The following is a 26193-nucleotide window of genomic DNA, read 5'->3' as shown; positions in this document are numbered from 1 at the left end:
ACCCATGGTACAGGTCAGGGCACAGCAGCCGGTCAATCAGGACGGCAGCATCAATCTGGAGGCATGGCTCGACTACGTGCAGAGCCTCGATCCGGCACTGCAGCGCGAGGGCTTGCGCCAGGCCTGCGAGTTTGCCCGTGACACCGAGGCGGCGGCCCGAGCGGCGCAGAATATCTGGAAGGATGGTGTGTCCAGTTACCGCACCGGGTTGCAGATCGCCGAGATTCTCGCCGACCTCAAGCTCGATCAGGACAGCCTGGTGGCGGCGATCATCTACCGTGCGGTGCGCGAGGGCAAAACCAGCCTGGTCGAGGTGGAGAAACGCTTCGGTGCGGTGGTCAGCAAGCTGATCGATGGCGTGCAGCGCATGGCGGCGATCAGTGCCAGCCTCAATCCGCGCCAGTCGCTGGTGCTGGGCACCCAGACGCAGGTCGATAACCTGCGCAAGATGCTGGTGGCCATGGTCGATGACGTGCGCGTGGCGCTGATCAAGCTGGCCGAACGTACCTGTGCCATCCGCGAGGTCAAGGACGCCGACGAGGACAAGCGTTACCGCGTGGCCCGCGAAGTGTTCGACATCTACGCGCCGCTGGCGCACCGGCTGGGCATCGGGCATATCAAGTGGGAGCTGGAAGACCTCTCGTTCCGCTACCTGGAGCCGCAGCAGTACAAGCAGATCGCCGCGCTGCTGCATGAGCGGCGTCTCGACCGCGAGCAATACATCAACGATGTCATGAGCCAGTTGCGTGGCGAGCTGGACAGTGCCGGTATCCAGGCCGACATCAGTGGGCGGGCCAAGCACATTTATTCGATCTGGCGGAAGATGCAGAAGAAGGGCCTGCAGTTCAGTCAGATCTACGACGTGCGTGCGGTGCGCGTGCTGGTTCCGGAGGTGCGTGATTGCTACACCACCCTGGGTATCGTGCACAGCCTGTGGCGGCATATTCCCAAGGAGTTCGATGACTACATCGCCAACCCCAAGGAAAACGGCTACCGCTCCCTGCATACCGCGGTAATCGGTCCGGAAGGCAAGGTGCTGGAAGTACAGATTCGTACCCACGCGATGCACGAGGAAGCCGAGCTGGGTGTCTGCGCGCATTGGCGCTACAAGGGCACCGATGTCAAATCCGGCTCCGATCATTACGAAGAAAAGATCGCCTGGCTGCGCCAGGTGCTCGAGTGGCACGAGGAGCTGGGCGACATCGGCGGCCTGGCCGAGCAGTTGCGCGTGGATATCGAACCCGACCGGGTCTATGTGTTCACCCCTGACGGGCATGCCATTGACCTGCCCAAGGGCGCGACACCGCTGGACTTCGCCTATCGGGTACACACGCAGATTGGCCACAATTGCCGGGGTGCCAAGGTCAACGGGCGCATCGTGCCGCTCAACTACAGCCTGCAGACCGGCGAACAGGTGGAGATCATCACCAGCAAGAACGGCGCGCCGAGCCGTGATTGGCTGAACGCCAACCTCGGCTATGTCACCACCAGCCGAGCACGGGCGAAAATTGTCCACTGGTTCAAGCTGCAGGCGCGCGACCAGAACATCATTGCCGGCAAGGCCCTGCTGGAGCGCGAGATTGCGCGTCTCGACCTGCCGCCGGTGGACATGGAGAAGCTCGCCGAGAAGTGCAACCTGAAGACCAGCGAGGACCTGTTCGCCGCGCTGGGCGCCACCGACTTGCGCCTGGCGCAGGTGATGAACCATGCCCAACAACTGGCCGAGCCCGAGCGGGGCAGCCCGCAGCTGGAGCTGATTCCGCGTCGTCCCAGCGTGCCCAGCCGGCATGCCAAGCGCGACGAGGTGCAGATCCAGGGTGTCGGCAACCTGCTCACGCAGATGGCCGGTTGTTGCCAGCCGCTGCCGGGGGACGCCATCGTCGGCTACATTACCGTTGGTCGTGGGGTGACCATCCATCGCCAGGACTGTCCGACCGCTTTGCAGCAGGCGGCCCGCGAGCCAGAGCGCATGATCCAGGTCAGCTGGGGGCCGGTGCCGGTGCAGACCTATCCGGTCGATGTAGTGATCCGTGCCTTCGACCGTTCAGGGCTGCTGCGCGATGTGTCCCAGGTACTGCTCAACGAGCGCATCAACGTGCTGGCGGTGAACACCCGCAGCAACAAGGAAGACAATACCGCATCCATGCTGCTGACCATCGAGATCCCCGATCTCGACGCCCTGGGCCGTTTGCTCGGGCGCATCAGCCAGCTGCCCAACATCATCGAGGCGCGGCGCAATCGCAGTAGCTGATGCGCCCACCGCTGCATCGAGGAATTGTCATGTACCAGCTGGATGACCTGTTGCACCTGATGGCCCGCCTGCGTGATCCGCAGCATGGCTGCCCATGGGATCTGCAGCAGGACTTCGTGAGCATCGTCCCGCATACCCTGGAAGAAGCCTATGAGGTGGCCGATGCCATCGAACAGGGTGATTTTGCCCACCTGCCCGGTGAGTTGGGTGACCTGCTGTTCCAGGTGGTCTATTACAGCCAGCTGGGCCGCGAGCAGGCGTTGTTCGACTTTGCCCAGGTCGTGCATGGCATTACCGCCAAGCTGATTCGCCGGCATCCGCATGTCTTCCCGGATGGCGATTTGTATGGCTCGCCGGATGTGCCGCGCCTCGGCGAAGCGGCCATCAAGCAGCGCTGGGAGCAGATCAAGGCCGAGGAGCGCGCCGAGCGGGCGGCTGAACCGCAGCAGTTGTCGTTGCTCGATGATGTGCCGCAGGCCTTGCCGGCGCTGAACCGTGCCGGCAAGCTGCAGAAGCGCGCGGCCCAGGTCGGCTTCGACTGGCCCGATGCGCTGCCGGTGGTGGACAAGGTGCGTGAAGAGCTCGACGAAGTGCTCGAAGCCATGGCCAGTGGTGACGCGGCGGCACAGGGCGAGGAACTCGGCGACCTGCTGTTTGCCGTGTGCAACCTGGCGCGGCATCTCAAGGTTGACCCGGAGCAGGCGCTACGGGCGGCCAATCACAAGTTCGAACGGCGTTTCCGTCATATCGAACAGGCGCTGCGTGACGCCCAGCAAGATTTTGCGGCATGCAGCCTGGAACAACTGGATGCCCTGTGGGGCGAAGCCAAACAGCGCGAGAAGCAGTCGGCCGGCTGCTGAACAGATAAGCGAGTACCCATGAGTCTTTCCCTACGCGATCAGCTGCTCAAGGCAGGCCTGGTCAATGAAAAGCAGGCCAAGCAGGCCGGCAAACAGAAGCAAAAGGAACAGCGTCTGGCCCACAAGGGCCAGGCGGAACTGGATGACAGCGCCCGTCGGGCCGCGTTGGCGGCCCAGGCGGAAAAGGCCGCGCGTGACCAGGAGCTCAATCGCCAGCAGCAGGAGAAGGCCGAGCAGAAGGCCCGCGCCGCACAGATCAAGCAGTTGATCGAGCGTTCACGTCTGCCCAAGCTGAACAGCGATGACTACTACAACTTCGTCGATGACAAGAAGGTCAAGCGCCTGGCGGTCAATGCGCTGATGCGCGACAAGCTCAGCCGTGGCTCGCTGGCCATCGTGCGGCATGCCGGTGGCTACGAGGTGATTCCGCGTGAAGCGGCGCTGCGTATCCAGGAACGCGATCCGTCGCGCATCGTGCTGTTGAATATCCAGGTGGACAAACCGGATGACGATGATCCCTACGCGGCCTACCAGATTCCCGACGACCTGATGTGGTAGGGGCGGGCTGGCAGGTGGTTGTTCAACCGCCTGCTAGTCCAGAACGGTGCTCAGCCTCGTGCGGCTGGCCTGGCGCTGGGCCAGGTAATCACGCAGTGCGGCCTGTTCGCTGGCGCTGAGCAGCAGGCCGAGCTTGCTGCGCCGCCAGAGGATGTCCTCGGCCTGCTGGGCCCATTCCTCGTCGCACAGGTAATCCACCTCGCGTTGGTACAGGCCGGCGCCAAAGTGCCGGCCCAGTGCCTGGCTGTCGTGGATGCCCTGCAGCAGGCGCCAGACCCGCACGCCATAGCTGTCGGTCCAGCGTTGGGCGAGGCTGGCCGGCAGCCAGACAAAACGTCGACGCAACTGCTCGACCAGTGTTGCGTGGCCCGGCCATTGCTCGCCGCCCGGTAGCGCGGCGTTGGCCGTCCATGCCGGCCCCATTTGCGGCAGGCTGGGTGCCAGCAGCTGCAGGGCCGCCTCGGCAAGGCGCCGGTAGGTGGTCAGCTTGCCGCCAAACACGCTGAGCAGGGGTGCCTCGCCAGGATTCCCGGCCAGTGCCAGGGTGTAGTCACGGCTCACTGCCGAAGGACTGGCGCTGTGGTCGTCGTACAGCGGGCGCACTCCGGAGAAACTGTGCACGATCTGCGCGCGGCTGACCGGCTGGCGAAAGTGCCGGTTGAGTACGGCCAGCAGGTAGTCGATCTCCACGTCGCTGATGCGTACCTGCGCAGGGTCGCCCTGGTACTCACGATCCGTGGTGCCAACCAGGCTGAAATGTTCCTGGAAAGGCAGTACGAAGACGATACGCCCGTCCTCGTTCTGCAGGATGTAGGCGTGCTCGCCCGGGTACAGGCGCGGCAGCACGATATGGCTGCCCTGCACCAGACGCAGCGCGCGGCCGTCCGGTTGCTTGAACAGTTGCAGCAGCTGCGCCGCCCAGGGGCCGGCGGCATTCACCAGTGCGCGCGCGCGCAACGACAGGCGACTGCCATCGCGCCGCTCCAGTTGCAGGTGCCACAGGCCTTTGCTGCGCCGCGCGCCGATGCAGCGGGTGCGGCAGTGCACGTGGGCACCGCGTTCCCGCGCGGCCTGGGCATTGGCCACCACCAGGCGGGCGTCATCGACCCAGCAGTCGGCATACTCGAAGGCCTGGCGAATATCCGCCTGCAGCGGACTGTCTGCGGCCAGACGCAGGTAACGCGAAGCCGCCAGGTGCTGGCGCGGGCCGAGGTGATCGTAGAGGAACAGGCCGGCGCGGATCAGCCAGGCAGGCCTCAGGTGGGCACGGTGCGGCAGGATAAAACGCAGCGGGCGGACCAGGTGGGGGGCCTTGCCCAGCAACACCTCGCGCTCGCCCAGCGCTTCACGGACCAGGCGGAACTGGTAGTGCTCCAGGTAGCGCAAGCCGCCATGGATCAGCTTGCTGCTGGCTGAGGAGGTGTGTGCGGCCAGGTCATCCTGCTCGCAGAGCAACACGCGGAGGCCGCGTCCTGCCGCATCGGCGGCAATGCCGACACCATTGATGCCGCCGCCGATCACGGCCAGATCATAGACTTCGCCAAGCGGGGGATGGACTGGCTGCATGCACGACTCCCGGGCAGGCGTGTCGTACGCCCGCTATCTTGCGTTAAGGTAAGCACATTCTGTGTCAGTTCAGGGACGCACCACGTTTTCCTGACTGGTTTATCCCGCCTACAGGTCGCTGCCGTGACGCCCGCTATCGATGTGCTGAAAAAAGCTGCTGTCGCCCACCAGGTGCTCAGCTACAAACATGACCCGAAGACTGCTTCCTACGGCCTGGAAGCGGCTGACAAGCTGGGACTTGACCCTGCCCAGGTGTTCAAGACCCTGCTGGCGAGCAGTGAGCGCGACGAACTGCTGGTGGCTGTGGTGCCGGTGGCCGGCAGCCTGGACCTCAAGGCGCTGGCCCTGGCCGCTGGCGTCAAGCGCGTGGAGATGGCCGACCCGCAAGCCGCGCAGCGGGCCACCGGTTACCTGCTGGGGGGGATCAGTCCGCTGGGGCAGAAGAAGCGCCTGCGTACCTTCATTGACCAGAGTGCGCGCCAGTATGCGCAGATCCATGTCAGCGCCGGGCGACGTGGCCTGGAAGTCGCGCTGACAGCCGACAGCCTGGCGGCACTGACCCAGGCGGTATTTGCCGATATCGGCCGCTGAACGGAGTTCGCCCATGCGTCTGCCTCCCCCCCTGTTGATGGTACTGGTCGGCCTGTTGATGGCGCTGCTCGCGACGTTTTCGCCGAGCTTGGCCTGGCCGTTGACCCTGCGTGTCGCGTTGGGCGTGCTGTTGGCGTTACTTGGCCTGGCTCTGGCCCTGGCGGGGCTGCTGCATTTTCGCCGCGCGCGTACCACCTTCGATCCGCTGCACCCGGAGCGCGCCTCGCGCCTGGTCAGCTGGGGCATCTACCGGTTTACGCGCAACCCCATGTACCTGGGCATGCTCTGCCTGTTGTTTGGCTGGGCGCTGTACCTGGCAGCGCCTCTGGCCTGGCCAGGGCCGCTGGTATTTGTCTGGCTTATGAACCGCTGGCAGATCGCTGCCGAGGAGCGTGCCCTGCAGCAGCTGTTCGGCGAGGATTTTTTGCGCTACCAGGCCCGCGTGCGGCGCTGGCTCTAACCCCATCGTCGAGGAACGCACATGTCTCAGTATCTGTTGGCTATCGATCAGGGTACGACGAGCAGCCGGGCCATCCTGTTCAGCGCCCAGGGGTTGCCGGTGGCCAGTGCGCAGCAGGAGTTCAAACAGTATTTCCCCTGCGATGGCTGGGTCGAGCATGACGGCGAGGAGCTCTGGCTGAGCACCCTCAAGGTCTGTCGCCAGGCGTTGGCCGACAGTGGACTGTGCGCCAGCCAGGTGGCGGCCATCGGTATCACCAATCAGCGCGAAACGACCCTGGTGTGGGATGCGCAGACAGGGGTGCCGATCCACCCGGCGATCGTCTGGCAGGACCGGCGTACCGCCGACTATTGCGCGCAGCTCAAGGCCGACGGACACGAGGCCTGGGTCAGTGAGCGTACCGGCTTGCTGATCGATCCTTATTTCTCCGCCAGCAAGCTGCGCTGGCTGCTCGATCAGGTGCCCGGTGCCCGCCAGCGTGCGGCGCGTGGCGAGTTGCGCTTCGGTACCGTGGACAGCTTCCTGTTGTGGCGCCTGACCGGTGGCCAGGTTCACCGTACCGATGCCAGTAATGCTTCGCGCACCCTGTTGTTCAACATCCATAGCCAGCAATGGGATGAGCAACTGCTCGAATTGTTCGACATCCCGCGCAGCCTGTTGCCGGAGGTCTGCGATTGCGCCAGTCACTTCGGGGTCAGTGAAGCTCACTGGCTGGGTGCGGCCATACCGGTCATGGGCATGGCTGGCGACCAGCAGGCCGCGCTGATCGGTCAGGCCTGCTTCCAGCCCGGCATGGTCAAAAGCACCTATGGCACCGGCTGCTTCATGGTGCAGAACACCGGGACGCAGGCCGTGCGCTCGCACAACCGCCTGCTGACCACGGTGGCCTACCGTCTGAATGGCCAGGTCACCTACGCGGTGGAGGGCAGCATCTTTGTTGCCGGTGCGGCGCTGCAGTGGCTGCGTGATGGCATCAAGCTGATCAGCCATGCCCGTGACAGCGAGGCGTTGGCCGAACAGACCGGCGATGCCTGCGGGGTCTATCTGGTACCGGCCTTTACTGGCCTGGGTGCCCCATACTGGGACCCGCGGGCGCGGGGAGCGATCTTCGGCCTGACCCGCGACACCGGCATCAAGGAAATCGTCACTGCCGGTTTGCAGTCGGTGTGCTACCAGACCCGCGACCTGCTTGAAGCCATGCAGCAGGACGGCGCCAGTGCTCCCCAGGCGCTGCGTGTGGACGGCGGCATGGTGGAGAACAACTGGCTGATGCAGTTCCTTGCCGATCTGCTGGGTGTGTCGGTGGAGCGCCCCGAGGTGACCGAGACCACGGCCCTTGGCGTGGCCTACCTGGCGGGCCTGCAACTGGGCTGGTATCCCAGCCTGCAGGCGATTGCCAGCCACTGGCACGTGCAGCGACGTTTTCAGCCACGTATGCAGGAGGCGCATCGTCAGCGTCTGTATGCCGGTTGGCTGGATGCCGTGCAGCGCGTGCGCAGCGAGGGCTGAACCTGTGCTGCCTGGGCAAGGACAGGCGGCCAGCTATACTGCGCCTGACCCGTTGCACGCCTGCGACGGCAAGCTCGCTGCGCTGTGCCTGCTCGATGTCAGGTGGTTTGTTTTGACCTGTTGGCTAGCGCGCTCGCCTAGACTGTTCAATAACCCGCTCACCGTCATATAACGAGGTGCCGATGCAGCCCTCCCGTCACCAACGCCTGCGCTTGCGGCGCATCCTGCTGGCGAGCATTGCCTCGCTGCTGCACCTGCTGTTGTGCTGGCTGGCCTATGCCAGCGGGCATATGCGTCTGGATCTGCTGGGCATGCTGGCGCTCAACCTGCTGGTGATAGGCAGCTTTGCCGGTTTCCTGCTATTCACCTGGTTCAACCTCAACCTGCACTTTCGTGATCCCAGCCTGACCCTGCCGCAGATGGCCTGGGCGATCGTGCTGATCTTCATCTCCGCCTACTATGCCGAGGGCCTGCGCAGCCTGTTCCTGATGATGGTACTGGTGGTGCTGATGTTCGGCGCGTTCCGCCTGCAACTGGGCGGTTTTGTGCGCGTCGGCGTATTTACCCTGCTCTGTTATGCGGTACTGCTCTGGCTGATGCTGCGCAGTGGCCAGACGGTCGACTGGCAGGATGAGCTGATGCATGGCCTGGAATTCTTCGTGCTGTTGTTTGGCGTGAGCCTGCTGGGGCTGGAGATGAGTGGCCTGCGCCAGGTATTGCAGACGCGCAACCATGACCTGCGTCTGGCCATGGAGCGCATCCAGCAGTTGGCGATTACCGATGAGCTGACCGGGCTGTACAACCGCCGCTTCGTCAAGGAACTGGTGGCCCAGCAGAAAGCCCTGGCTGACCGAGGCAACTACCAGTTCGTGCTGTGCCTGGTCGATCTGGATTACTTCAAGGCGGTCAACGACCAATACGGCCATGCCGGTGGCGATGCGGTGCTGCGCCAGCTGGGGGCCCTGCTCAAGAGCCTGGTGCGTGATGTCGACTTTGCCGCACGGATGGGCGGCGAGGAGTTCCTGCTGGTGCTATCGCGTACCGATACCGCCGGTGCCAGGCAGATGTTGCAACGTTTGCGCCTGGCCATGGCGCAGCAGGAGTGGGCGCAGTGCCCGGGCCTGCGTTTGACCCTGTCACTGGGCATGAGTGCTTATCGTCCCGAAGAGGACTGGCAGGATTGCCTGCAGCGTGCCGATGACGCGTTGTACCGCGCCAAGCACGCTGGGCGTGATCAACTGGTCGAGCTGTAGCGGCGTACGCCGGAGTCGCTCAGCGGTGCCTGGGCCGCCACGCTGCCAGGTACGGCAAAGGCTACCAGGTGGTCGGCGGCAACACTGATGCCGACGGTCTGCCCGGGCAGGTGGTCGACATGGCTGGGAAAGATCGCCTCCAGATGGCTGCCGGTGGGCAATTGCAGGCGGTACAGGGTGGCGGCGCCAAGGAAGGTCTTGCCGATGATGCGCGCCTGCAAGGGGCTGTCAGGGGCGTAGACGATATCGTCGGGGCGCAGTAGCACATCCACCGAACTGCCGTTTGGCCACTGGTAGGCGCGGTTGCCACGGATGACCCCCAGCTCGGTGTGTACGCTGTCCGGGGTAAGCATCTGTCCGCGGATGAAGTAGCCCTGGCCGATGAAGCTGGCGACGAAAGGCGTCAGCGGTTCATGGTAGAGGTTGAACGGGGTATCCCACTGTTCCAGGCCACCCTTGTTGAACACGCCGATATGGTCGCTGACGGCGAAGGCTTCTTCCTGGTCGTGGGTAACCAGAATGGCGCTGGTGCCGCGCAGCTTGAGGATTTCGCGGACCTCCTGGCTGAGGCGCCGGCGCAGCTCGCCATCCAGGTTGGAGAAGGGCTCGTCGAGCAGCAGCAACTGTGGTTCGGGAGCCAGGGCGCGGGCCAGCGCCACGCGTTGCTGCTGGCCGCCGGACAGCTCATGCGGGTAGCGCTGGCCGAGCCCGGAGAGCTTGACCAGCTCAAGGAGTTCGGCGCAGATGCGTGCGCAGTCGGGGTGCTGGCGAATACCAAAGGCCACGTTCTGCGCCACACTCAGGTGCGGGAACAGTGCGTAGTCCTGGAACACCATGCCGATGCGGCGCTTTTCCGGGGCCAGGGTAAACCCCTTGCGCGAGATGAGCTGGTCGGCCAGGCGGATTTCCCCGCTGGCCAGCGGCTCGAAACCGGCGATCGCGCGCAATGTGGTGGTCTTGCCGCAGCCGGAGGGGCCGAGCAGGCAGCCGATGTCGCCGGCATTCAGATGCAGGTTGAGGTTCTCGACCACCGTCTGGCCCGCGTAGGCGCAGGCCATTTGGTTGAGCGACAGGAGCAGCTGGCTCATGCCTGCTGGGCATGCATGACGAGGAACTCGAGCAGTGCCTTCTGCACGTGCATGCGGTTCTCGGCCTGGTCCCAGGCCAGGGAACGTGGGTCATCGAGCAGGTCGTGGCTGATCTCCTCGCCACGATGGGCCGGCAGGCAATGCAGGAAAATTACGTCATGGGCGGCCTGGTCGAGTAGCGCACGGCTTACCTGATAGGGCCGGAACAGTTCGGCACGCTGTTGAGCTTCCTCTTCCTGGCCCATGGACGCCCAGACATCGGTGCTTACCAGATGGGCGCCGGCTACTGCTTCACGGGGATCGCGCACGATCTGCAGGCGGTCGCCAGCCAGGGCGATGAACTCGGACTTGGGCTCGAAGCCGGCCGGGCAGGCCACACGAATCTGGAAGTCGAACTGTACGGCGGCCTCCAGGTAGCTGTTGCACATGTTGTTGCCGTCGCCGATCCACGCCACGGTCTTGCCGGCGATGCTGCCGCGCGCCTCCTGGAAGGTCTGCATGTCGGCCATCAACTGGCAGGGGTGCAGGTCATCGGACAGGCCATTGATCACCGGCACGCTGGAATACGCGGCAAACTCGGTCAGGGTGCTGTGGGCGAAGGTGCGGATCATCACTGCATCGAGCATGCGCGACATGACGATGGCGCTGTCGCTCAGCGGTTCGCCACGGCCCAGTTGGGTATCGCGGGGCGAGAGGAAGATCGCCTGGCCGCCCAGTTGGATCATCCCGGCCTCGAAGGACAGGCGGGTACGGGTCGAGGCTTTCTCGAAGATCATCCCGAGGATGCGGCCTTTCAGCGGTTCGTAGAGGACGCCCTGGCGGCGCAGGTCCTTCAGCTCGATAGCGCGGCGTACCAGGCCGTGCAGTTCGGCGGGGGTACAGTCCATCAGGGAGAGAAAGTGCCTGGCACTCATGGCTTACTACCTTTTATTACACCGGGCCGCGGCTTCGCGTTATTGCAGTAACAACAAAGGAGGAAACCGCGGCGAAGGCCGCGCTAGGGCGACGAAACAAGGGAAAGGCCCGGATGGTATAAGGAAATGGCGCATGCAGGCAAATGCCGCCACCGGCCACCATGGGCCTGGCTAATGGCGGCCAATTCAGCGCGAGGCAGTGGCTGGCGCGGCGCGGCAGGCCCGGCCATAGTGAGGCTTGCACCTTTATAACAAGAGAGCGGCCCATGACCACCTCCGTGCATTACCGTGCCTGCCACCTGTGCGAAGCCATTTGTGGCCTGCGTATCGAAGTGACCCGTGACAGCACCGGGCAGCAGGCTATTCAGTCGATCAAGGGCGATGCCGAGGATACGTTCAGCCGTGGGCATATCTGCCCCAAGGCGGTAGCCCTGCAGGATATCCAGAACGACCCTGACCGCTTGCGCCAGCCGATGCGCCGGGTGGGCGAACACTGGCAGCCGATTGGCTGGGATGAGGCCTTTGCCCTGGCCGCCGAGCGCCTGACGGCGATCCAGGCGGCGCATGGCCAGCAGTCCGTGGCGGTCTACCAGGGTAATCCCAGCGTGCATAACTATGGGCTGATGACCCATAGCAATTACTTCCTGGGCCTGCTGAAGACGCGCAATCGTTTCTCGGCGACCTCGGTCGATCAGCTGCCGCATCACCTGGTCAGCCAGCAGATGTATGGGCACGGCATGCTCTTGCCAATCCCGGATATCGATCACACGCAGTTCATGTTGATCCTCGGCGGCAACCCGCTGGCCTCCAATGGCAGCCTGATGACGGTGCCGGATGTCGAGCGGCGCCTGCGCGACTTGCAGGCACGCGGCGGGCGCCTGGTGGTGGTTGATCCACGGCGCAGCGAGACCGCCGCGATGGCCAACCAGCACCTGTTCATTCGCCCGGGTGCCGATGCGGCGCTGCTGCTCGGCATGCTCCTGACGCTCTTCGAGGAACGCCTGACGCGCCCCAGCCATTTGCCGCTGCACGGCCTTGAGACCCTGCAGGAGGCGCTGAGCGAACTGCGCGTGGCCCAACTAGCGGAGCGCTGCGGGATTGCCGAAAGCACTCTGCGCCAGCTGGCGCGCGACTTCGCAGCGGCGGAACGGGCGGTGTGCTACGGCCGCATGGGTGTTTCCACCCAGGCTTTCGGCAGCCTGTGTCAGTGGCTGATCCAGTTGCTCAACCTGCTCACCGGCAACCTCGATCGGGTCGGTGGCGTCCTGTGTACCCAGCCGGCACTCGACCTGGTAGGGATGACCTCGGGCGGGCATTTCAATCGCTGGCAGAGCCGGGTGTCCGGGTTGCCCGAATACGCGGGCGAGCTGCCGGTGGCGGCGTTGGCCGAGGAGATTCTCAGCCCAGGTGATGGCCAGGTGCGGGCGCTGGTTTGCGTGGCCGGCAACCCGGTACTCTCCACGCCCAACGGGCGGCAGCTGCAGAAGGCTCTGCAGGGGCTGGACTTCATGCTGGCGGTGGACCTGTATATCAATGAAACCACCTGCCATGCCGACCTGATCCTGCCGCCCACCGCACCGCTGGAGCATGACCATTACGACACCACCTTCAATGCCCTGGCGGTGCGCAATGTCACGCGCTTCAACGAAGCCGTGCTGGATAAGCCGGCTGGCGCGCTGCACGACTGGGAGATCTTCATTGGCCTGGCCCAGGCGTTTGCCGCGCGTAACGGGCTGACCCTCAAGCCGACCCTGGCCCCCGAGCTGATGATCGACATGGGCCTGCGTAGCGGGCCTTATGGCGCGCAGTCACCCTGGCAGCTCAGCCTGGCCCGCTTGCGCGAGCAGCCGCATGGCATCGATCTGGGGGCGTTGCAGGCGAACCTGGCGGCACGCCTGAAAACGCCGCATGGCCAGGTACAGCTGGCGCCGCCCTTGCTGTTGGCCGAGCTGCGGCGTTTTCTGCTTGAGCCGCGTCTGCCCGCGGAACAGTTGCTGCTGATTGGCCGTCGCCATGTGCGCAGCAACAACTCCTGGATGCATAACTACCGGCGTCTGGTGAAGGGCAAGCCCCGTCATCAACTGCACATGCACCCGCATGACCTGGCCAGTCGTGGCCTGCAGGATGGCCAGCAGGTACGTGTGCGTTCGCGGGTCGGCGCGCTAGAGGTGGAGGTGCAGGCCAGCGAGGCACTGATGCCGGGGGTGGTCAGTCTGCCGCATGGCTGGGGGCACGCGCGGCGTGGTGGGCAGCTGGCGATCGCCGGTGCTCAGCCCGGGGTGAGTGCCAATGACCTGACCGATGAGTGTTTGCGCGACGGGCTATCCGGCAATGCCGCGCTTAACGGTGTACCGGTGGAGGTGGAGGGCTTATGAATCGTCAATCCAGGCGTAGGCTGGCGGGTTTGCTGGGCGTGTGCAGCCTGCTGGGTGTACCCGTGCAAGCCGAAGTGCCGGTAACGGTAGAGGCGCACCACTTCGGCTGCATTCGCGAGATGACGCCGGTGCGGCATTTTTATCTGACTAACCTGCTGGGCAACCTGCCCGCTAGCCTGGCGGCGGCGAATGCCCCTGAAGGGGCGATCTATCCGCCCGGCACGCTGATCCAGCTGGTGCCGGGCGAGGCCATGGTCAAGCGTGAGGCCGGTTTCAGCCCGGCGACCGGCGACTGGGAATTCTTCGAACTGGAGGTCAGCGCACAGGGTACGCAGATTCGTGCGCGTGGCTTTGCCGAGGTTAACAACCGCTTCGGCGGCAACTGTTTTGCCTGCCACGCCCCGGCACGCCAGCCCTGGGACTTTGTTTGCGAAGATAACCATGGCTGCGAAAGCATCCCGGTGACCCGGCAGATGATTGGTGCGCTACAACGCTCCGACCCTCGCTGTGGCGAAGCGGAGCTGCAGGACGGTGATCGCTGGGCGCTGTTCAAGCTGCAGACGCTGGTCTGGCTGGGCGAAGCCCGCGCCAGCCTGGCCCGCTGGTGGTGAGGTGGCGTCAGGCCTTGGGCCGGAACGCCTTGATCACCGCCTCGTTGCACTGCAGGTAGGGGCCGTCCATCAGGTCGATACAGTAGGGCACGGCAGGAAAAACCGCATCCAGGCACTGGCGAATGGCCTTGGGCTTGCCGGGCAGGTTGATGATCAGGCACTGGCCGCGCAGCCCGGCGGTTTGCCGGGAGAGGATGGCGGTGGGCACATACTTCAGTGACTCGCTGCGCATCAGTTCGCCAAAGCCCGGCATCATGCGCTGGCAGACGGCCTCGGTGGCTTCCGGGGTGACGTCGCGGGCGGCCGGACCGGTGCCGCCGGTGGTGACGATCAGGCAGCAGCCGTGCTGGTCGGCCAGTTCGATGAGGGTGCTCTCGATCAGCGGCTGTTCGTCGGGAATTACCCGGTAAACGGCTTCCCAGGCGCTGTCGAGGTAGTCGTTGAGGGTGTCGATGATGCTCTGTCCGGAGAGGTCTTCGTACACCCCGGCACTGGCACGGTCGCTGACGGTGAGTACGCCGATGCGGGCGGCCTGGGTCATGGGTAGGGTTCCTTGTGAGTCGTCGAGAGTCGGGGGATCTTAGCAAAAGCCTGGCTGCTGCAGTCCTGGCGCTGCCTTGCCGGCGATCAGGAATGTCGCCATTAAAGCCCGAGCCTTGCGCTCGGCTTTGCGCTAGAATCGCCGCGATCGTGCCCGGGTCGAGCCGGGAAAGCCAATATGAGGTGCTCCGTGGATATCATCGAAACCATCAAAGACCAGATCGCCAGCAACACCGTCCTGCTCTACATGAAGGGCTCGCCAAACGCCCCGCAGTGCGGGTTTTCCTCGCGTGCCGCACAGGCCGTGATGGGCTGTGGTGAGAAGTTCGCCTATGTGGACATCCTGCAGAACCCGGAGATTCGCGCCAATCTGCCCAAGTACGCCAACTGGCCGACCTTCCCGCAGCTGTGGGTGGCCGGTGAGCTGGTGGGCGGTAGCGATATCATCACCGAGATGTTCGAGAAGGGTGAGCTGCAGACCCTGATCAAGGACGCTGTGGCCAAAGCCGCCGAGTAAGCGTTCCGCCGCGCATGGCAAACCCGCAGCATGCTGCGGGTTTTTTGTTTCAGCGTTGCCAGTCGATCTGGTAATCGTGCAGGTAGGCATCCACGGCAGCGGCCACCGTAGGCTGGAAACGCGTTTCGTCAGCAGGGCCCAGTAGGCCGAAACGGCGCAGCTTGTCCTTGACCGGTCCCTTGACCTCGGCAAAGTGCAGCTCGATGCCCGTGTTGTGCAGGTAGGCTTGCAGCTCAGCCAGCATGTCGGCACTGGTGACATCCACGCTGGTGACCGGCTCCGCAGCCACCACCAGGCGCCGTACGGGGGTTGGGGATTCGCCCAGCACCTTGAGTACGCTCTGCTGAAACAGCTCGGCGTTGGCGAAAAACAGCGGGGCATCCCAGCGTAGCAACACCAGGCCGGGGATCAGCCGGGCATTCGGATGGCGGCTGATATCGTGGAAGCCGCGAATACCTTCCACCCTGCCGAGCACCGCATAGTACGGGCGCCAGCCATCCCAGAGAAATTCCAGTACGGCCAGGACGATGGCCAGGCCAATGCCGGGTATCACGCCAAACGCCAGTACCCCGGCGAAGCAGGCCATGGATAGCCAGAACTCCCATTGCTGGATGCGATAGATGCGCTGCAGGTCGCGTATTTCGAACAGGCCGATCACCGCAGCAATGACCACGGCGGCCAGCGCGCTGTGTGGTAACAACGCCAGCAGGTCGGGAGCGGCCAGCAGCAGCGTGGCGACACCCAGTGCGGCGACAACCCCGGCTAGTTGGCTACGTGCGCCGGCCGCCTCTGCAACCGGTGTGCGCGAGGCGCTGCTACTGACCGGGAAACTCTGGAATAGCCCGCCGAGCAGATTGGCGGCCCCCAGCGCGAGCATTTCCTGATTGGGGTCGACCTGTTGTCGGGTGCGCGCGGCATAGCTGCGCGACAACACGCTGGTATCGGCAAAGGCCACCAGTGCGGTGGTTATGCCGCCGATGACTACGGCCAGCAGGTCAGTATCGCTGAGCCACGGCCAGCTGAAACTGGGCAAGCCGCGGGGCAGGCTGCCAAGGACTGCAACACCCTGTTGCTCAAGGTCGAACACGCCCACTGCCAGGGTAGCCAGTGTCACCGCGATAAGGATGCCTGGCACCCGACGATAGCGCTTGAGCGCCAGGATCAGCAGTAGGGTGCCGAGACCGACGGCCAGGTTGTAGGGGTTGAACTGATTGGCGGCCGCGGCACGGGTCAGTTGCAGCAGGTCCTGCAGCGGCCCCTGGCTGTCGATGTTGAAACCGCCCAGCTTGGGTAGCTGGCTGATCAGTACGGTCAACGCGATACCGTTCATGTAGCCATAGCGGATGGGCTTGGAGAGCAGCTCGGTGACGAAACCCAGACGCAGCAGGCCGGCCAGTATGCAGGTGGCTCCGGCGACCAGCGCCATCATGCTGGCCAGGCTGACCGCACGCAGTGGATCGCCGGCGGACAACGGTAGCACCACGGCGAGAATCAACGCCGCGAGCGCCGAATCCGGGCCCAGCACGAGAATCCGGCTGGGGCCGAACAGCGCGTAGGCCAGCAGCGGCACGATGCTCGCGTACAGCCCATAGATGCCCGGCACGCCGGACGCTTCGGCATAGGCGATGCCGACCGGCACCAGCATGCTGGTCAATACCAGGCCGGCCAGCAGATCGTGTCCCAGCCAGGCGCGCGGATAACTACGCAGCAGGGCCAGGCCAGGCAGCCAGCGTGAAGGCGGTTGGGGGGCGCGAGAGGCTTCTGCCACCTGAGTGTCTCGTTCTGGGCTGTAGGCAGATCAGCTTGTTGACTGGTCTGCCGTATTCGACAGGCGTAGCGGGGCTGAAGGGTCCGTTCAAGTAGTACTGGGATGGCTCTGCAGACACGGTCTGGGGGCTGGAGCTGGCTTTCAAAGAAACGGGAGCCTTTGGGCTCCCGTTTTCATGCTCGCTACTTATTCGTCCATTTGTGACTGCAGGTAGTTTTGCAGGCCGACCGCATCAATCAGGCTCAGCTGGGTTTCCAGCCAGTCGATGTGTTCTTCCTCGGATTCGAGAATGTCTTCCAGCAGTTCGCGGCTGCCATAGTCGCCAGCACTTTCGCAGTAGGCAATGGCGTCACGCAGGTCGGCAATGCCCTTGATTTCCAGCTTGAGGTCGGAGGCGAGCATTTCCTGGGTGTTCTCGCCAATGTGCAGCTTGCCGAGATCCTGCAGGTTGGGCAGGCCTTCGAGGAACAGGATGCGCTTGATCAGCTTGTCGGCATGCTTCATCTCGTCGATGGACTCGTGATACTCATGCTCGCCCAGCTTTTTCAGACCCCAGTCCTCGAACATGCGGGCATGCAGGAAGTACTGGTTGATGGCCACCAGCTCATTGCCGAGGATCTTGTTCAGGTGCTGGATGACTTTCTTGTCGCCTTTCATGTGCGGCTCCTGGGTGAGGGGGTCACGATCTCAGGAGTCTGGTCGGCGAACGCGCGGCTGTCAAATGCAAGTGCTTGAAATCAAATGCAAATACAGTGCGTTTGATAATGGCTGAGGGATGGCGGCGGGTCAGGCGTGATGGAAGGGCGCGCTGACGGCCATGGCCTGGGCATTGTGCAGGTCTGCCAGGCTGTCGCGGAAGACCTGCTTGGCCATGCAGGCGCATTTGCCGCACTGGGTGCCGACTTCGGTGGCCTGGCGGACTTCGGCATAGCTGCTGCAGCCTTCCATGATGGCTTCACGGATATGGCCGTCGGTTACACCCATACAAAGACAGACGTACATGGCAGAAAACCGTATCTGGTTAAGGTGAAACAGATACTAATGTTAACGAGAATGATTGTCAAAGATTCTGTGGCTGCTGGGCATACTGCTGAGACATCGAGCGTTCCGGTACCGCGGGCCAGGTGTGCCAGGGGGCAGGAGAGCAGGCGAAGGACGGTGTGGCGGGTTGGCTTGGAGTGGGCGCTGAAGGTATGCCTTGCGCCAGCAGCTGTGCCGGCGCAAGGCGCTGCCGGTCAGTGCTCGAAGTCGTTCCAGCCGCCGAGCTCCTTCCAGCGGTTGACGATGCCGCAGAACAGTTCGGCGGTCTTTTCCGTGTCATAGCGTGCCGAATGAGCTTCACGGCCGTCGAAGGCAATACCGGCCGCCTGGCAGGCCTTGGCCAGCACAGTCTGTCCGTAGGCCAGCCCAGCCAGCGTCGCGGTGTCGAAGCTGGAAAAGGGATGGAAGGGGTTGCGCTTGATTTCGCAGCGCGCCACAGCCGCATTCAGGAAGCCGAGATCGAAGCTGCTGTTGTGGCCCACCAGAATGGCGCGTTTGCAGCCATTGGCTTTGATCGACTTGCGCAGGCCGCGGAAGATTTCGCTGAGCGCATGCTCTTCGCTGACCGCCTGGCGCAGCGGGTGATCTAGTTTGATGCCGGTGAACTCCAGGGCAGCCTGCTCGATATTGGCGCCCTCGAAGGGCTCGATACGGAAGAAGTAGGTGTGCTGCGGATAGAGGAAGCCGCCTTCGTCCATGCCGATGATGGTCGCGGCGATCTCCAGCAGCGCGTCAGTGGCGGCATTGAAACCGCCGGTCTCGACATCGACCACTACCGGCAGGTAACCGCGAAAGCGTGCCGCCATCGGGTGGCGTGGTCCGGGCGGCAGGCTGCCATCCAGTTCGTCGTCGTAATGTTCTTCACTCATGCCGATTGCTCCAGCAGGCGCCAGCGCAGTTTTTCCCCAGCGCGCAGCGGGATGACACGCTGCTCGCCCAGTGGCAGCTCGGTCGGGGCTACCCAGTCTTCACGGACCAGGGTGATGCGGTCGGTATTGCGCGGCAGGCCATAGAAGTCCGGGCCGTGCAGGCTGGCAAAGCCTTCCAGCTTGTCCAGCGCATGGCGTTGCTCGAAGGCTTCGGCATACAGCTCAATGGCGGCATAGGCGGTGTAGCAGCCGGCGCAGCCGCAGGCCGCTTCCTTGGCGTGCTGGGCGTGTGGCGCCGAATCGGTGCCGAGGAAGAACTTGGCGCTGCCGCTGGTTGCCGCGTCGAGCAGGGCTTCCTGATGCGTGTTGCGCTTGAGGATCGGCAGGCAGTAGAAGTGCGGGCGAATACCGCCAACCAGCATGTGGTTGCGGTTGTACAGCAGGTGATGGGCGGTGATGGTGGCGCCAACCTGGGCTGAGGCGCCCTGCACGAACTGCACGGCATCGCGTGTGGTGATGTGCTCGAAGACCACCTTGAGTGTCGGGAAGCGTTCGACCACGCGGGTCAGGTGTTCGTCGATAAAGGCTTTCTCGCGGTCGAACACGTCGATCTCGGCGCGGGTTACTTCACCGTGCACCAGCAGTGGCATGCCGACTTCGGCCATGGCTTCCAGTGTTGGGAAGATGGTGTCGATGCGGGTTACACCCGAGTCGGAGTTTGTGGTGGCGCCGGCCGGGTAGAGTTTGGCTGCGTGAACGAAACCGCTGGCCTTGGCCGCGCGCACATCCTCGGGACTGGTATGGTCGGTGAGGTAGAGAACCATCAGCGGTTCGAACGAACTGCCTGCCGGGCGCGCTGCGAGGATGCGCTGGCGATAGGCATCAGCCTGGACGGCATTGCGTACCGGAGGGACCAGGTTGGGCATGATGATGGCGCGGGCGAAGCTGCGTGCGGCATCGCGGACGGTGTGCTGGAGCACGGCTCCATCACGCAGGTGGATGTGCCAGTCGTCGGGGCGCAGCAGGGTAATGCGGTCGGACATGCAGGATTCCAGGCGGGTCGAACGATGGCCGCATGCTACCGGAAAAGGGCTTTTGCGGCACGGCCTTCAAGTTTTTCCCCGGCTGACCGATAGCGCGGATGTATACCGTGTCTTTCTGGAGTCTGTCGTGCTCAAGCCGCTGCCATCGCTGCTGCTCTCGCTGTCTGCCGTGCTGCTTTGCCAGCAGGCACAGGCATTGACGTTCCAGACTCGCCTGGAGCGTATCGAATGGCAGGTCGAGGGTGATCAGTTCGAGTGCCGTCTGAGTCAGCCGATTCATCAGTTCGGCACGGGCGAGTTCGTGCGCCGCGCAGGTGAGCAGGCGACCTTTCGTCTGCGCAGTCAGGAGCGCTGGTTTGCCCCGGGAGGCGCCACCCTGCTGGCTGCGGCCGCACCCTGGCAGGCACAGCGCGGTGACTTGAACCTGGGGACGTTGCAGGCCGGGGGCGGCGATGTGCCGGTCACGAGCAGTCAGGAACAGGCCGGGCGTCTGCTGGCTGGTTTGCTGCAGGGGCGCAGCCCGCTGGTACGCCACCGCACCCTGCACGGTGCTCAACCCCTTGAAGTGCGTCTGCTACCGGCACGTTTCGCTGAGGCTTATGCGCGCTATCAGGCCTGTACGGCCAAGCTGTTGCCGGTCAACTTCGACCAGTTGCGCAATACCCAGGTCGGCTTTCCCGGCGGCGGTATCGAGTTGGATGACCGGGCCAGGGGTGTGCTCGATGTGATTCTCGACTATATGCAGGCCGATCCCAGCGTGTTGCGCATCGAGTTGGACGGGCATTCCGACAACAGCGGCAATCGCCTGCTCAATCGCGACCTGTCGCGGCGTCGGGCCATGGCGGTGTTCGATTACTTCAAGTCCAAGGGCATTGCCGAAGAGCGTATGACCCTGCGCTTTCATGGCGAGCGTTATCCCCTGGTGCGCAATGACAGTGCCGGCAACCGGGCGAAAAACCGCCGGGTGACGGTCACCTTGTCGCGTGAGCCGTTGTTGAGCGCCGAGGCCCCCTGAACGTCGCTTGCCTGCCCGGTCGTGTCGCGCCCCTGTAAATCCCCCGGCAAGGCCAGTAGAATCCACGGTTTTCGTACAACCCCGTGGAGTGGATGGCATGGCGGACGTAAAGAAGGTAGTTCTGGCCTATTCCGGTGGCCTGGACACCTCGGTGATCCTCAAGTGGCTGCAAGACACCTATAACTGCGAAGTGGTGACCTTCACCGCCGACCTCGGTCAGGGCGAGGAGGTCGAGCCGGCCCGTGCCAAGGCCCAGGCCATGGGCGTCAAGGAAATCTACATCGACGACCTGCGCGAAGAATTCGTGCGTGACTTCGTTTTCCCGATGTTCCGCGCCAACACCATTTACGAAGGTGAGTACCTGCTGGGTACTTCCATCGCCCGTCCGCTGATCGCCAAGCGCCTGATCGAAATCGCCAACGAGACCGGCGCCGACGCCATCTCGCACGGCGCCACCGGCAAGGGCAATGACCAGGTGCGCTTCGAGCTGGGCGCCTATGCGCTCAAGCCGGGCGTCAAGGTCATCGCCCCCTGGCGCGAGTGGGACCTGCTCTCGCGCGAGAAGCTGATGGACTACGCTGCCAAGCACAAGATCCCGGTGGATTTCGCCAAGGCCGGCAAGAAGTCGCCCTATTCCATGGACGCCAACCTGCTGCATATCTCTTACGAGGGCGGCGTGCTGGAAGACACCTGGACCGAGCACGAAGAAGACATGTGGCGCTGGACCAAGTCGCCGGAAGCCGCGCCGAACACCCCGACCTACATCGAGCTGACCTACCGCAACGGTGACATCGTGGCCATCGACGGCCAGGCCATGACCCCGGCGCAGGTGCTCACCGAGCTGAACCGTATCGGTGGCGAGAACGGCATCGGCCGTCTGGACATCGTCGAGAACCGCTACGTCGGCATGAAGTCGCGAGGCTGCTACGAGACCCCCGGCGGCACCATCATGCTGCGTGCCCACCGGGCCATCGAGTCGATCACCCTCGACCGTGAAGTCGCTCACCTGAAAGACGAGCTGATGCCCAAGTACGCCAGCCTGATCTACAACGGCTACTGGTGGAGCCCGGAGCGTCTGATGCTGCAGCAGATGATCGATGCCTCGCAGGCCAACGTGAACGGCGTAGTGCGCCTGAAGCTGTACAAGGGCAACGTCATCGTCACCGGGCGCAAGTCCGACGACTCGCTGTTCGACGCCAACATCGCGACCTTCGAGGAAGATGGCGGTGCCTACAACCAGGCCGACGCGGCTGGCTTCATCAAGCTGAACGCGCTGCGCATGCGCATCGCTGCCGGCAAGGGTCGCAGCCCGCTCAACTAAGCGGACTGCTCAGCCACAAAAAACCCCTGCCAGTTACCTGGCAGGGGTTTTTTGTGGGCGTTTTCCTTCAGAAATCGTAGTCGTAATCGGCCAGGTCTTTCTGCAGACGTCGCTCTTCCAGCAGGTTGTCGATGATGCGACGCTTGGTCAGGTTGGTCTTGGCCACTTCGACCGGCGCATCATCCGTGTCATCGCTGTCATCTGCGACAAGGTCGTCTTCAAGCTCGATTTCTTCTTTGGCACTCATGCTTGACTCCGGGAGGCAGGGGGCAGGTTTCGCGCACCTTATAGCGGCAAACCCGGAGCGGGTAAAAAAGATTTTTTCAATCAGTAGCTTGGCTAAACATGATGATGCTCAATCGTCACTGGTCTTGCCCTTGAATTCGCACAGGTCTTCGATACGACAACTGCCGCAGCGAGGCTTGCGTGCCTGGCATACATAGCGACCATGCAGGATCAGCCAGTGGTGGGCGTCCAGCAGGTAATCCTTGGGAACGAACTTGAGGAGTTTTTTCTCGACCTCCAGCACATTCTTGCCGGGCGCGATGCCGGTGCGGTTGCTGACCCGGAAGATATGCGTGTCCACGGCCATGGCTGGCTGGCGGAAGGCGGTGTTGAGTACCACGTTGGCGGTCTTGCGGCCGACGCCGGGTAGCGCTTCCAGCTCTTCACGGGTTTGTGGCACCTCGCCGCCATGCCGCTCGACCAGCAGCCGGCAGGTCTCGAGGACATTGCGTGCCTTGGTTGGATACAGGCCGATGGTCTTGATGTGCTCGCACAGCCCCTCGTAGCCCAGCGCGTACATGGCCTGCGGCGTACGGGCCAGCGGAAACAGGCGCGCAGTGGCTTTGTTCACGCCCACGTCGGTGGCCTGTGCGGAGAGAATCACCGCAATCAGCAGCTCGAAAGGTGAGCTGTAGTTGAGCTCGGTCTTCGGCTCGGGATTGTCTTCATGCAGGCGGCGGAAGATTTCCAGGCGCTTGGCGGCATTCATGGGTGAGCTACAAGCCTTCAGTTAATGCGTCATGTCGAGCGCTAGTGTGGTAACAGGAGCGCAGGGCAGCAGCCGGTTGGCGCTCACTCGATGACTCCGGTGACGCGCACGCGCCGACTGACGGCTGGCGCAGCGACCTGGCGCGCCTTGGCCCGCTCGCTCAGGATCTCGTCACTACGGTTTTTCAGGGCAATCAGCAGTCCCATGACGATGAAGGCGCCCGGCGGCAGGATAGCCAGCAGGAAGCCGGGATAATTGCTGGGCAGGCTGAATGTCCAGTCGCTGGCCATAGGGCCGAACAGCAAATGCATGTTGGCGAACAGCGTGCCGCTGCCGAGCAGTTCGCGCAGTGCGCCGAGCAGAACCAGTACCAGGCCAAAGCCCAGTGACATCATCAGGCCGTCAAAGGCGGCACGTGCAGGATCATGCTTGGCGGCAAAACCATCGGCTCGGCCGAGAATCACGCAGTTGGTGGTGATCAGCGGGATGAAAATGCCCAGTATCTGGTACAGCTCGTAGGTGAAAGCCTGCATCAGCAGTTCGATACAGGTGGTCAGCGCGGCGATGATCATCACGAACACCGGCAGGCGCACGGCACTTTTGACCACACCGCGGGCCAGCGACACGGCGAGGTTGGAGCAGGTCAGTACCACGCAGGTTGCCAGCGCCAGCCCCAGTGCGTTGACTGCCGAGTTGCTCACGCCGAGCAGGGGACACAGACCGAGCAGTTGGACCAGCGCCGGGTTGTTGTGCCACAGGCCGTTGCTGGCAATGTCGCGATAGCTGGGTTTAGCCACGGGAAGCCTCCTCGGTAGCGAGCAGTTCGTTGCGGTGTGCGTCGAAGTAACGCAGGGCCTGGTGCACGGCCTTGACCACGGCGCGGGGGGTGATGGTGGCGCCGGCAAACTGGTCGAACTGGCCGCCGTCTTTCTTCACGGCCCAGCCGCTGCTCTGCGGGTCCTGTAGAGATTTGCCAGTGAAACCGAGGATCCAGGGGTGCTTGAGGTGCTCGATCTTGTCGCCCAGGCCGGGGGTCTCGCGGTGCTGCAAGGTGCGGACGCCGGCCAATCGGCCGTCGGCCTGGATGGCTACGAGCAGCTGAATGGCACCGCTGTAGCCGTCCGTTGCGGTAGTGCGCAGGATCACGGCGCTGGTCTGGCCCGCGCGCACGGCGCGATAGGCAGGCTGGGCGAGTTTGCTGCCGAGCAGTGGGTCGGTTAGCTGTAGTGGGCTATCGAGCAACAGCTGGTCGTAGCTACCTGCCGGTAGTATTTCCTCCAGGGCGCGTTGTTGCATGGCGCGTTCCGCAGCGACGATACGCTCGGCTGTGCCCTGCCGCAGCAGGCTGACACTGCCTACGGTGATTACCGCGAACACCCCCAACAGCAGGCTGTTCTTCAGCATGGAGCGGGAAACTTCCGGGAGCATGGGTTTATTCCCCGAGCTTGAAGCCGCGCTCGGCCTGGCGATGGCCGTAGGTGCGCGGACGGGTGTAGTAGTCGATGGTCGGTGCTGCCAGGTTCATCAGCAGAACGGCAAAGGCCATGGCGTCGGGGTAACCGCCCCAGGCCCGGATGACGTACAGGATAATGCCGACGCCCATGCCGAACACCAGGCGGCCACGCGGGCTGGTGGCACCGGAAACGGGATCGGTGATGATGAAGAATGCGCCGAGCATGGTGGCACCACTGAGCAGGTGCAGCAGGGGCGAACCGTGCGAGGCCGACCCACTGCCATTCCAGAACAGCAGGCTCATTACCAGCAGAGCCAGCAGCATGCCCAGCGGGGCGTGCCAGCTGATGACCTTCTTGTAGAGCAGGAACAGGCCGCCGAGCAGGAAAGCCAGGTTGACCCATTCGCTGCCGGCACCGCCCAGCAGGCCGAAGGCAGCATGGCTGTCATACAGTTCTTGCAGGGTCAGGCTGTGGTTGAGCTTGAGGGTGTCGAGCACGGTGGCCTGCACCCAGCCATCGGCGAGCGGGGCCAGGCCAAAGATGAGTTGCAGACCTTCGCCGGGGCTGACCTGAGCGATGCCGGGCCAACGGGTCATTTCCAACGGAAAGGAAATCAGCACCACCACATAGCCGAGCATGGCCGGGTTGAAGGGATTCTGCCCGAGGCCGCCATACAGGTGCTTGCCCAGCAGCAGGGCGCTGGCGCTGGCAATGACGGTCAACCACCAGGGGGCGTAGGGAGGCAGTGCCAGGGCCAGCAGCACGGCGCTCAATAGCGCGCTGCGGTCATTGAGGAAAAAAACCAGCGGGCGTTGGCGAATCTTCAGCACCAGCGCTTCGACCAGCAGTGCGGTGGCGCTGGCCAGTAGCAGGTTGACCAGGTTGCCGATGCCGTACAGCCAGGTGAGCACGCCGAGTCCCGGCAGGGTAGCCAGGATGACTAGGGTCATCAGCCGCTGGGTACGGTTGCTGCCTTTGGCATGGGGCGAGGTGATGCGGGGCAGGGCCATGGATGCTCCGGTTGGCTAAGGTGCCCGGTGCCTGGCGGCACCGGGCAGGTTAGTGCTGTGGCAGTTCGGCAAGGCGTTGCTCGGCACTGGCCAGGCGTTGGCGGGCCTGTGCCAGGGCATCTTCGCTGCTGGCCGGGTCTCGTTCCAGTTTGCGCAGGTCGGCACGGGCGAAGGCCAGCTCGGTCTTGCAGGCTTTGTAGGCGTCATCCACTCCGCTGGGCATCACGCGTTGGCGCGCGGTGGGCTCGCCACGTTGGGCTTCCACGTCGTGCAGAGCCTGTTCGGCAGCGTTTAGCGCATCCTGCAGGCTGTCCAGTTGTGCCTGGTCGGCACCGGCTTTCTGCGCTTTCTTGAGTTCGGCACGCTTCAACGCCAGCTCGATCTTGGCTTTTTTCAGGGCGTCGTCCTGGGCGGCGGATGTGGTTGCGGGCGGTATGCTGGCCTGGGCGGCTTGCAGGGCCTGTTCGGCGGCCTGCAGCGCAGGTCGTAGCTCGCTGACCTGGTTCTGCAGCTCGCCGGTGTGGTGGACGGGCATTTCTTTTTTCCCTTTTTTCACCTCGAGCTTGGCCGTGTTGGCCGGAGGTT

At 63.7% G+C, this 26193-nt stretch carries 26 protein-coding genes and 1 pseudogene; 12 read left to right on the top strand and 15 right to left on the bottom strand.

What is annotated here, in order from left to right; translation table 11 throughout:
- Positions 1 to 4: 4 nt before the first annotated feature.
- The 3 genes from relA to CFY91_RS03685 are packed head-to-tail and all read left to right on the top strand — an operon-like array spanning position 5 to position 3669.
- Entirely contained in the window at positions 5 to 2251 is a 2247-nt protein-coding gene (gene relA, locus CFY91_RS03695) for a GTP diphosphokinase (RefSeq protein ID WP_093985003.1), read from the top strand.
- Positions 2252 to 2280: 29 nt separating this feature from the next.
- Entirely contained in the window at positions 2281 to 3111 is an 831-nt protein-coding gene (gene mazG / locus CFY91_RS03690) for a nucleoside triphosphate pyrophosphohydrolase (protein ID WP_093985002.1), read from the top strand.
- A gap of 18 nt (positions 3112 to 3129) precedes the next feature.
- Positions 3130 to 3669, top strand: coding sequence for a DUF2058 domain-containing protein (locus CFY91_RS03685; RefSeq protein ID WP_093985001.1), 540 nt, complete (start codon positions 3130 to 3132; stop codon positions 3667 to 3669).
- A gap of 33 nt (positions 3670 to 3702) precedes the next feature.
- On the opposite strand, the gene glpD is transcribed toward CFY91_RS03685, so the two are convergent.
- Entirely contained in the window at positions 3703 to 5235 is a 1533-nt protein-coding gene (glpD, locus tag CFY91_RS03680) for a glycerol-3-phosphate dehydrogenase (protein ID WP_093985000.1), read from the bottom strand.
- Between the two features lie 123 nt (positions 5236 to 5358).
- Between glpD and ybaK the strand changes: the two genes are divergently transcribed.
- From ybaK to CFY91_RS03660, 4 genes are all read left to right on the top strand, one after another.
- Positions 5359 to 5826 carry a Cys-tRNA(Pro) deacylase gene (ybaK, locus tag CFY91_RS03675; protein ID WP_093984999.1) on the top strand — a complete coding sequence of 156 codons (468 nt, stop codon included), beginning with the start codon at positions 5359 to 5361 and terminating at the stop codon, positions 5824 to 5826.
- 13 nt (positions 5827 to 5839) lie between these two features.
- On the top strand, positions 5840 to 6286 hold the full coding sequence (locus CFY91_RS03670) for a methyltransferase family protein (RefSeq protein WP_093984998.1): 447 nt from the start codon (positions 5840 to 5842) through the stop codon (positions 6284 to 6286).
- 21 nt (positions 6287 to 6307) lie between these two features.
- Positions 6308 to 7795: a glycerol kinase GlpK gene (gene glpK, locus CFY91_RS03665; protein ID WP_093984997.1), complete on the top strand. Its 1488-nt coding sequence runs from the start codon at positions 6308 to 6310 to the stop codon at positions 7793 to 7795.
- Between the two features lie 182 nt (positions 7796 to 7977).
- A complete protein-coding gene (locus CFY91_RS03660) occupies positions 7978 to 9048 on the top strand; it encodes a GGDEF domain-containing protein (RefSeq protein WP_093984996.1) in 1071 nt (356 codons plus the stop codon).
- Here CFY91_RS03660 and CFY91_RS03655 read toward each other — a convergent pair.
- Together CFY91_RS03655 and argF are read right to left on the bottom strand one after the other, a co-directional pair.
- A complete protein-coding gene (locus tag CFY91_RS03655) occupies positions 9030 to 10136 on the bottom strand; it encodes an ABC transporter ATP-binding protein (RefSeq protein WP_093984995.1) in 1107 nt (368 codons plus the stop codon). The genes CFY91_RS03660 and CFY91_RS03655 overlap by 19 nt on opposite strands.
- Positions 10133 to 11050, bottom strand: a complete 918-nt coding sequence (gene argF, locus CFY91_RS03650; RefSeq protein ID WP_093984994.1) for an ornithine carbamoyltransferase — start codon at positions 11048 to 11050, stop codon at positions 10133 to 10135. Before argF ends, CFY91_RS03655 begins: the two co-directional genes overlap by 4 nt.
- A 266-nt stretch (positions 11051 to 11316) precedes the next feature.
- Between argF and CFY91_RS03645 the strand changes: the two genes are divergently transcribed.
- Positions 11317 to 13425, top strand: a complete 2109-nt coding sequence (locus CFY91_RS03645) for a molybdopterin oxidoreductase family protein (protein WP_093984993.1) — start codon at positions 11317 to 11319, stop codon at positions 13423 to 13425.
- Positions 13422 to 14036 (top strand): hypothetical protein, encoded by a 615-nt coding sequence (locus CFY91_RS03640; RefSeq protein WP_093984992.1) that lies wholly within the window; start codon positions 13422 to 13424, stop codon positions 14034 to 14036. Before CFY91_RS03645 ends, CFY91_RS03640 begins: the two co-directional genes overlap by 4 nt.
- 7 nt (positions 14037 to 14043) lie before the next feature.
- Here CFY91_RS03640 and mog read toward each other — a convergent pair whose 3' ends face one another.
- Positions 14044 to 14577 (bottom strand): molybdopterin adenylyltransferase, encoded by a 534-nt coding sequence (mog, locus tag CFY91_RS03635; protein WP_093984991.1) that lies wholly within the window; start codon positions 14575 to 14577, stop codon positions 14044 to 14046.
- 189 nt (positions 14578 to 14766) lie between these two features.
- Here mog and grxD point away from each other — a divergent pair, with 189 nt between their 5' ends.
- Positions 14767 to 15093 carry a Grx4 family monothiol glutaredoxin gene (gene grxD, locus CFY91_RS03630; protein WP_093984990.1) on the top strand — a complete coding sequence of 109 codons (327 nt, stop codon included), beginning with the start codon at positions 14767 to 14769 and terminating at the stop codon, positions 15091 to 15093.
- Positions 15094 to 15142: 49 nt separating this feature from the next.
- Here grxD and CFY91_RS03625 read toward each other — a convergent pair whose 3' ends face one another.
- The 5 genes from CFY91_RS03625 to pyrC form a co-directional block, all read right to left on the bottom strand.
- Positions 15143 to 16861: a SulP family inorganic anion transporter gene (locus tag CFY91_RS03625; RefSeq protein ID WP_093984989.1), complete on the bottom strand. Its 1719-nt coding sequence runs from the start codon at positions 16859 to 16861 to the stop codon at positions 15143 to 15145.
- Positions 16862 to 17047: 186 nt separating this feature from the next.
- A complete protein-coding gene (gene bfr / locus CFY91_RS03620; RefSeq protein WP_093984988.1) occupies positions 17048 to 17518 on the bottom strand; it encodes a bacterioferritin in 471 nt (156 codons plus the stop codon).
- A gap of 129 nt (positions 17519 to 17647) precedes the next feature.
- Entirely contained in the window at positions 17648 to 17863 is a 216-nt protein-coding gene (locus tag CFY91_RS03615) for a bacterioferritin-associated ferredoxin (protein WP_093984987.1), read from the bottom strand.
- A gap of 233 nt (positions 17864 to 18096) precedes the next feature.
- The gene (rnt, locus tag CFY91_RS03610; protein ID WP_093984986.1) at positions 18097 to 18771 is read right to left on the bottom strand and encodes a ribonuclease T; all 675 of its coding nucleotides are present in this window, start codon (positions 18769 to 18771) and stop codon (positions 18097 to 18099) included.
- Positions 18768 to 19814 carry a dihydroorotase gene (gene pyrC / locus CFY91_RS03605; RefSeq protein ID WP_093984985.1) on the bottom strand — a complete coding sequence of 349 codons (1047 nt, stop codon included), beginning with the start codon at positions 19812 to 19814 and terminating at the stop codon, positions 18768 to 18770. Before pyrC ends, rnt begins: the two co-directional genes overlap by 4 nt.
- Positions 19815 to 19941: 127 nt before the next feature.
- Here pyrC and CFY91_RS03600 point away from each other — a divergent pair, with 127 nt between their 5' ends.
- Together CFY91_RS03600 and CFY91_RS03595 are read left to right on the top strand one after the other, a co-directional pair.
- Entirely contained in the window at positions 19942 to 20829 is an 888-nt protein-coding gene (locus CFY91_RS03600; RefSeq protein WP_371870530.1) for a flagellar protein MotY, read from the top strand.
- Between the two features lie 97 nt (positions 20830 to 20926).
- The gene (locus tag CFY91_RS03595; RefSeq protein ID WP_093984983.1) at positions 20927 to 22150 is read left to right on the top strand and encodes an argininosuccinate synthase; all 1224 of its coding nucleotides are present in this window, start codon (positions 20927 to 20929) and stop codon (positions 22148 to 22150) included.
- A 67-nt stretch (positions 22151 to 22217) separates the two neighbouring features.
- On the opposite strand, the gene CFY91_RS03590 is transcribed toward CFY91_RS03595, so the two are convergent.
- From CFY91_RS03590 to CFY91_RS03565, 6 genes and pseudogenes are all read right to left on the bottom strand, one after another.
- The gene (locus CFY91_RS03590) at positions 22218 to 22397 is read right to left on the bottom strand and encodes a PA3496 family putative envelope integrity protein (RefSeq protein WP_093984982.1); all 180 of its coding nucleotides are present in this window, start codon (positions 22395 to 22397) and stop codon (positions 22218 to 22220) included.
- A gap of 108 nt (positions 22398 to 22505) precedes the next feature.
- Entirely contained in the window at positions 22506 to 23144 is a 639-nt protein-coding gene (nth, locus tag CFY91_RS03585; RefSeq protein WP_093984981.1) for an endonuclease III, read from the bottom strand.
- An 83-nt stretch (positions 23145 to 23227) separates the two neighbouring features.
- The gene (locus tag CFY91_RS03580) at positions 23228 to 23941 is read right to left on the bottom strand and encodes an electron transport complex subunit E (protein ID WP_093984980.1); all 714 of its coding nucleotides are present in this window, start codon (positions 23939 to 23941) and stop codon (positions 23228 to 23230) included.
- On the bottom strand, positions 23934 to 24572 hold the full coding sequence (gene rsxG, locus CFY91_RS03575) for an electron transport complex subunit RsxG (RefSeq protein WP_188390273.1): 639 nt from the start codon (positions 24570 to 24572) through the stop codon (positions 23934 to 23936). Before rsxG ends, CFY91_RS03580 begins: the two co-directional genes overlap by 8 nt.
- Positions 24573 to 24576: 4 nt before the next feature.
- The gene (locus CFY91_RS03570) at positions 24577 to 25608 is read right to left on the bottom strand and encodes an RnfABCDGE type electron transport complex subunit D (RefSeq protein WP_093984978.1); all 1032 of its coding nucleotides are present in this window, start codon (positions 25606 to 25608) and stop codon (positions 24577 to 24579) included.
- Between the two features lie 49 nt (positions 25609 to 25657).
- Positions 25658 to 26193 (bottom strand): annotated as a pseudogene (locus tag CFY91_RS03565) (electron transport complex subunit RsxC); the annotation flags it as partial.

The sequence above is a fragment of the Pseudomonas fluvialis genome, assembly GCF_002234375.1.
Classification (GTDB): domain Bacteria; phylum Pseudomonadota; class Gammaproteobacteria; order Pseudomonadales; family Pseudomonadaceae; genus Aquipseudomonas; species Aquipseudomonas fluvialis.
The sequence above is the reverse complement of the archived record's forward strand: the minus strand, read 5'-3'. Positions and strand labels throughout refer to the sequence as shown.

Excerpts from the sequence above, each read along its gene's own strand:
- relA (WP_093985003.1), top strand. The coding sequence starts at position 5 with ATGGTACAGGTCAGGGCACAGCAGCCGGTCAATCAGGACGGCAGCATC.
- mazG (WP_093985002.1), top strand. The coding sequence starts at position 2,281 with ATGTACCAGCTGGATGACCTGTTGCACCTGATGGCCCGCCTGCGTGAT.
- CFY91_RS03685 (WP_093985001.1), top strand. The coding sequence starts at position 3,130 with ATGAGTCTTTCCCTACGCGATCAGCTGCTCAAGGCAGGCCTGGTCAAT.
- glpD (WP_093985000.1), bottom strand. The coding sequence starts at position 5,235 with ATGCAGCCAGTCCATCCCCCGCTTGGCGAAGTCTATGATCTGGCCGTG.
- CFY91_RS03670 (WP_093984998.1), top strand. The coding sequence starts at position 5,840 with ATGCGTCTGCCTCCCCCCCTGTTGATGGTACTGGTCGGCCTGTTGATG.
- glpK (WP_093984997.1), top strand. The coding sequence starts at position 6,308 with ATGTCTCAGTATCTGTTGGCTATCGATCAGGGTACGACGAGCAGCCGG.
- CFY91_RS03660 (WP_093984996.1), top strand. The coding sequence starts at position 7,978 with ATGCAGCCCTCCCGTCACCAACGCCTGCGCTTGCGGCGCATCCTGCTG.
- CFY91_RS03655 (WP_093984995.1), bottom strand. The coding sequence starts at position 10,136 with ATGAGCCAGCTGCTCCTGTCGCTCAACCAAATGGCCTGCGCCTACGCG.
- argF (WP_093984994.1), bottom strand. The coding sequence starts at position 11,050 with ATGAGTGCCAGGCACTTTCTCTCCCTGATGGACTGTACCCCCGCCGAA.
- CFY91_RS03645 (WP_093984993.1), top strand. The coding sequence starts at position 11,317 with ATGACCACCTCCGTGCATTACCGTGCCTGCCACCTGTGCGAAGCCATT.
- CFY91_RS03640 (WP_093984992.1), top strand. The coding sequence starts at position 13,422 with ATGAATCGTCAATCCAGGCGTAGGCTGGCGGGTTTGCTGGGCGTGTGC.
- mog (WP_093984991.1), bottom strand. The coding sequence starts at position 14,577 with ATGACCCAGGCCGCCCGCATCGGCGTACTCACCGTCAGCGACCGTGCC.
- bfr (WP_093984988.1), bottom strand. The coding sequence starts at position 17,518 with ATGAAAGGCGACAAGAAAGTCATCCAGCACCTGAACAAGATCCTCGGC.
- CFY91_RS03615 (WP_093984987.1), bottom strand. The coding sequence starts at position 17,863 with ATGTACGTCTGTCTTTGTATGGGTGTAACCGACGGCCATATCCGTGAA.
- rnt (WP_093984986.1), bottom strand. The coding sequence starts at position 18,771 with ATGAGTGAAGAACATTACGACGACGAACTGGATGGCAGCCTGCCGCCC.
- pyrC (WP_093984985.1), bottom strand. The coding sequence starts at position 19,814 with ATGTCCGACCGCATTACCCTGCTGCGCCCCGACGACTGGCACATCCAC.
- CFY91_RS03595 (WP_093984983.1), top strand. The coding sequence starts at position 20,927 with ATGGCGGACGTAAAGAAGGTAGTTCTGGCCTATTCCGGTGGCCTGGAC.
- CFY91_RS03590 (WP_093984982.1), bottom strand. The coding sequence starts at position 22,397 with ATGAGTGCCAAAGAAGAAATCGAGCTTGAAGACGACCTTGTCGCAGAT.
- nth (WP_093984981.1), bottom strand. The coding sequence starts at position 23,144 with ATGAATGCCGCCAAGCGCCTGGAAATCTTCCGCCGCCTGCATGAAGAC.
- rsxG (WP_188390273.1), bottom strand. The coding sequence starts at position 24,572 with ATGCTCCCGGAAGTTTCCCGCTCCATGCTGAAGAACAGCCTGCTGTTG.
- CFY91_RS03570 (WP_093984978.1), bottom strand. The coding sequence starts at position 25,608 with ATGGCCCTGCCCCGCATCACCTCGCCCCATGCCAAAGGCAGCAACCGT.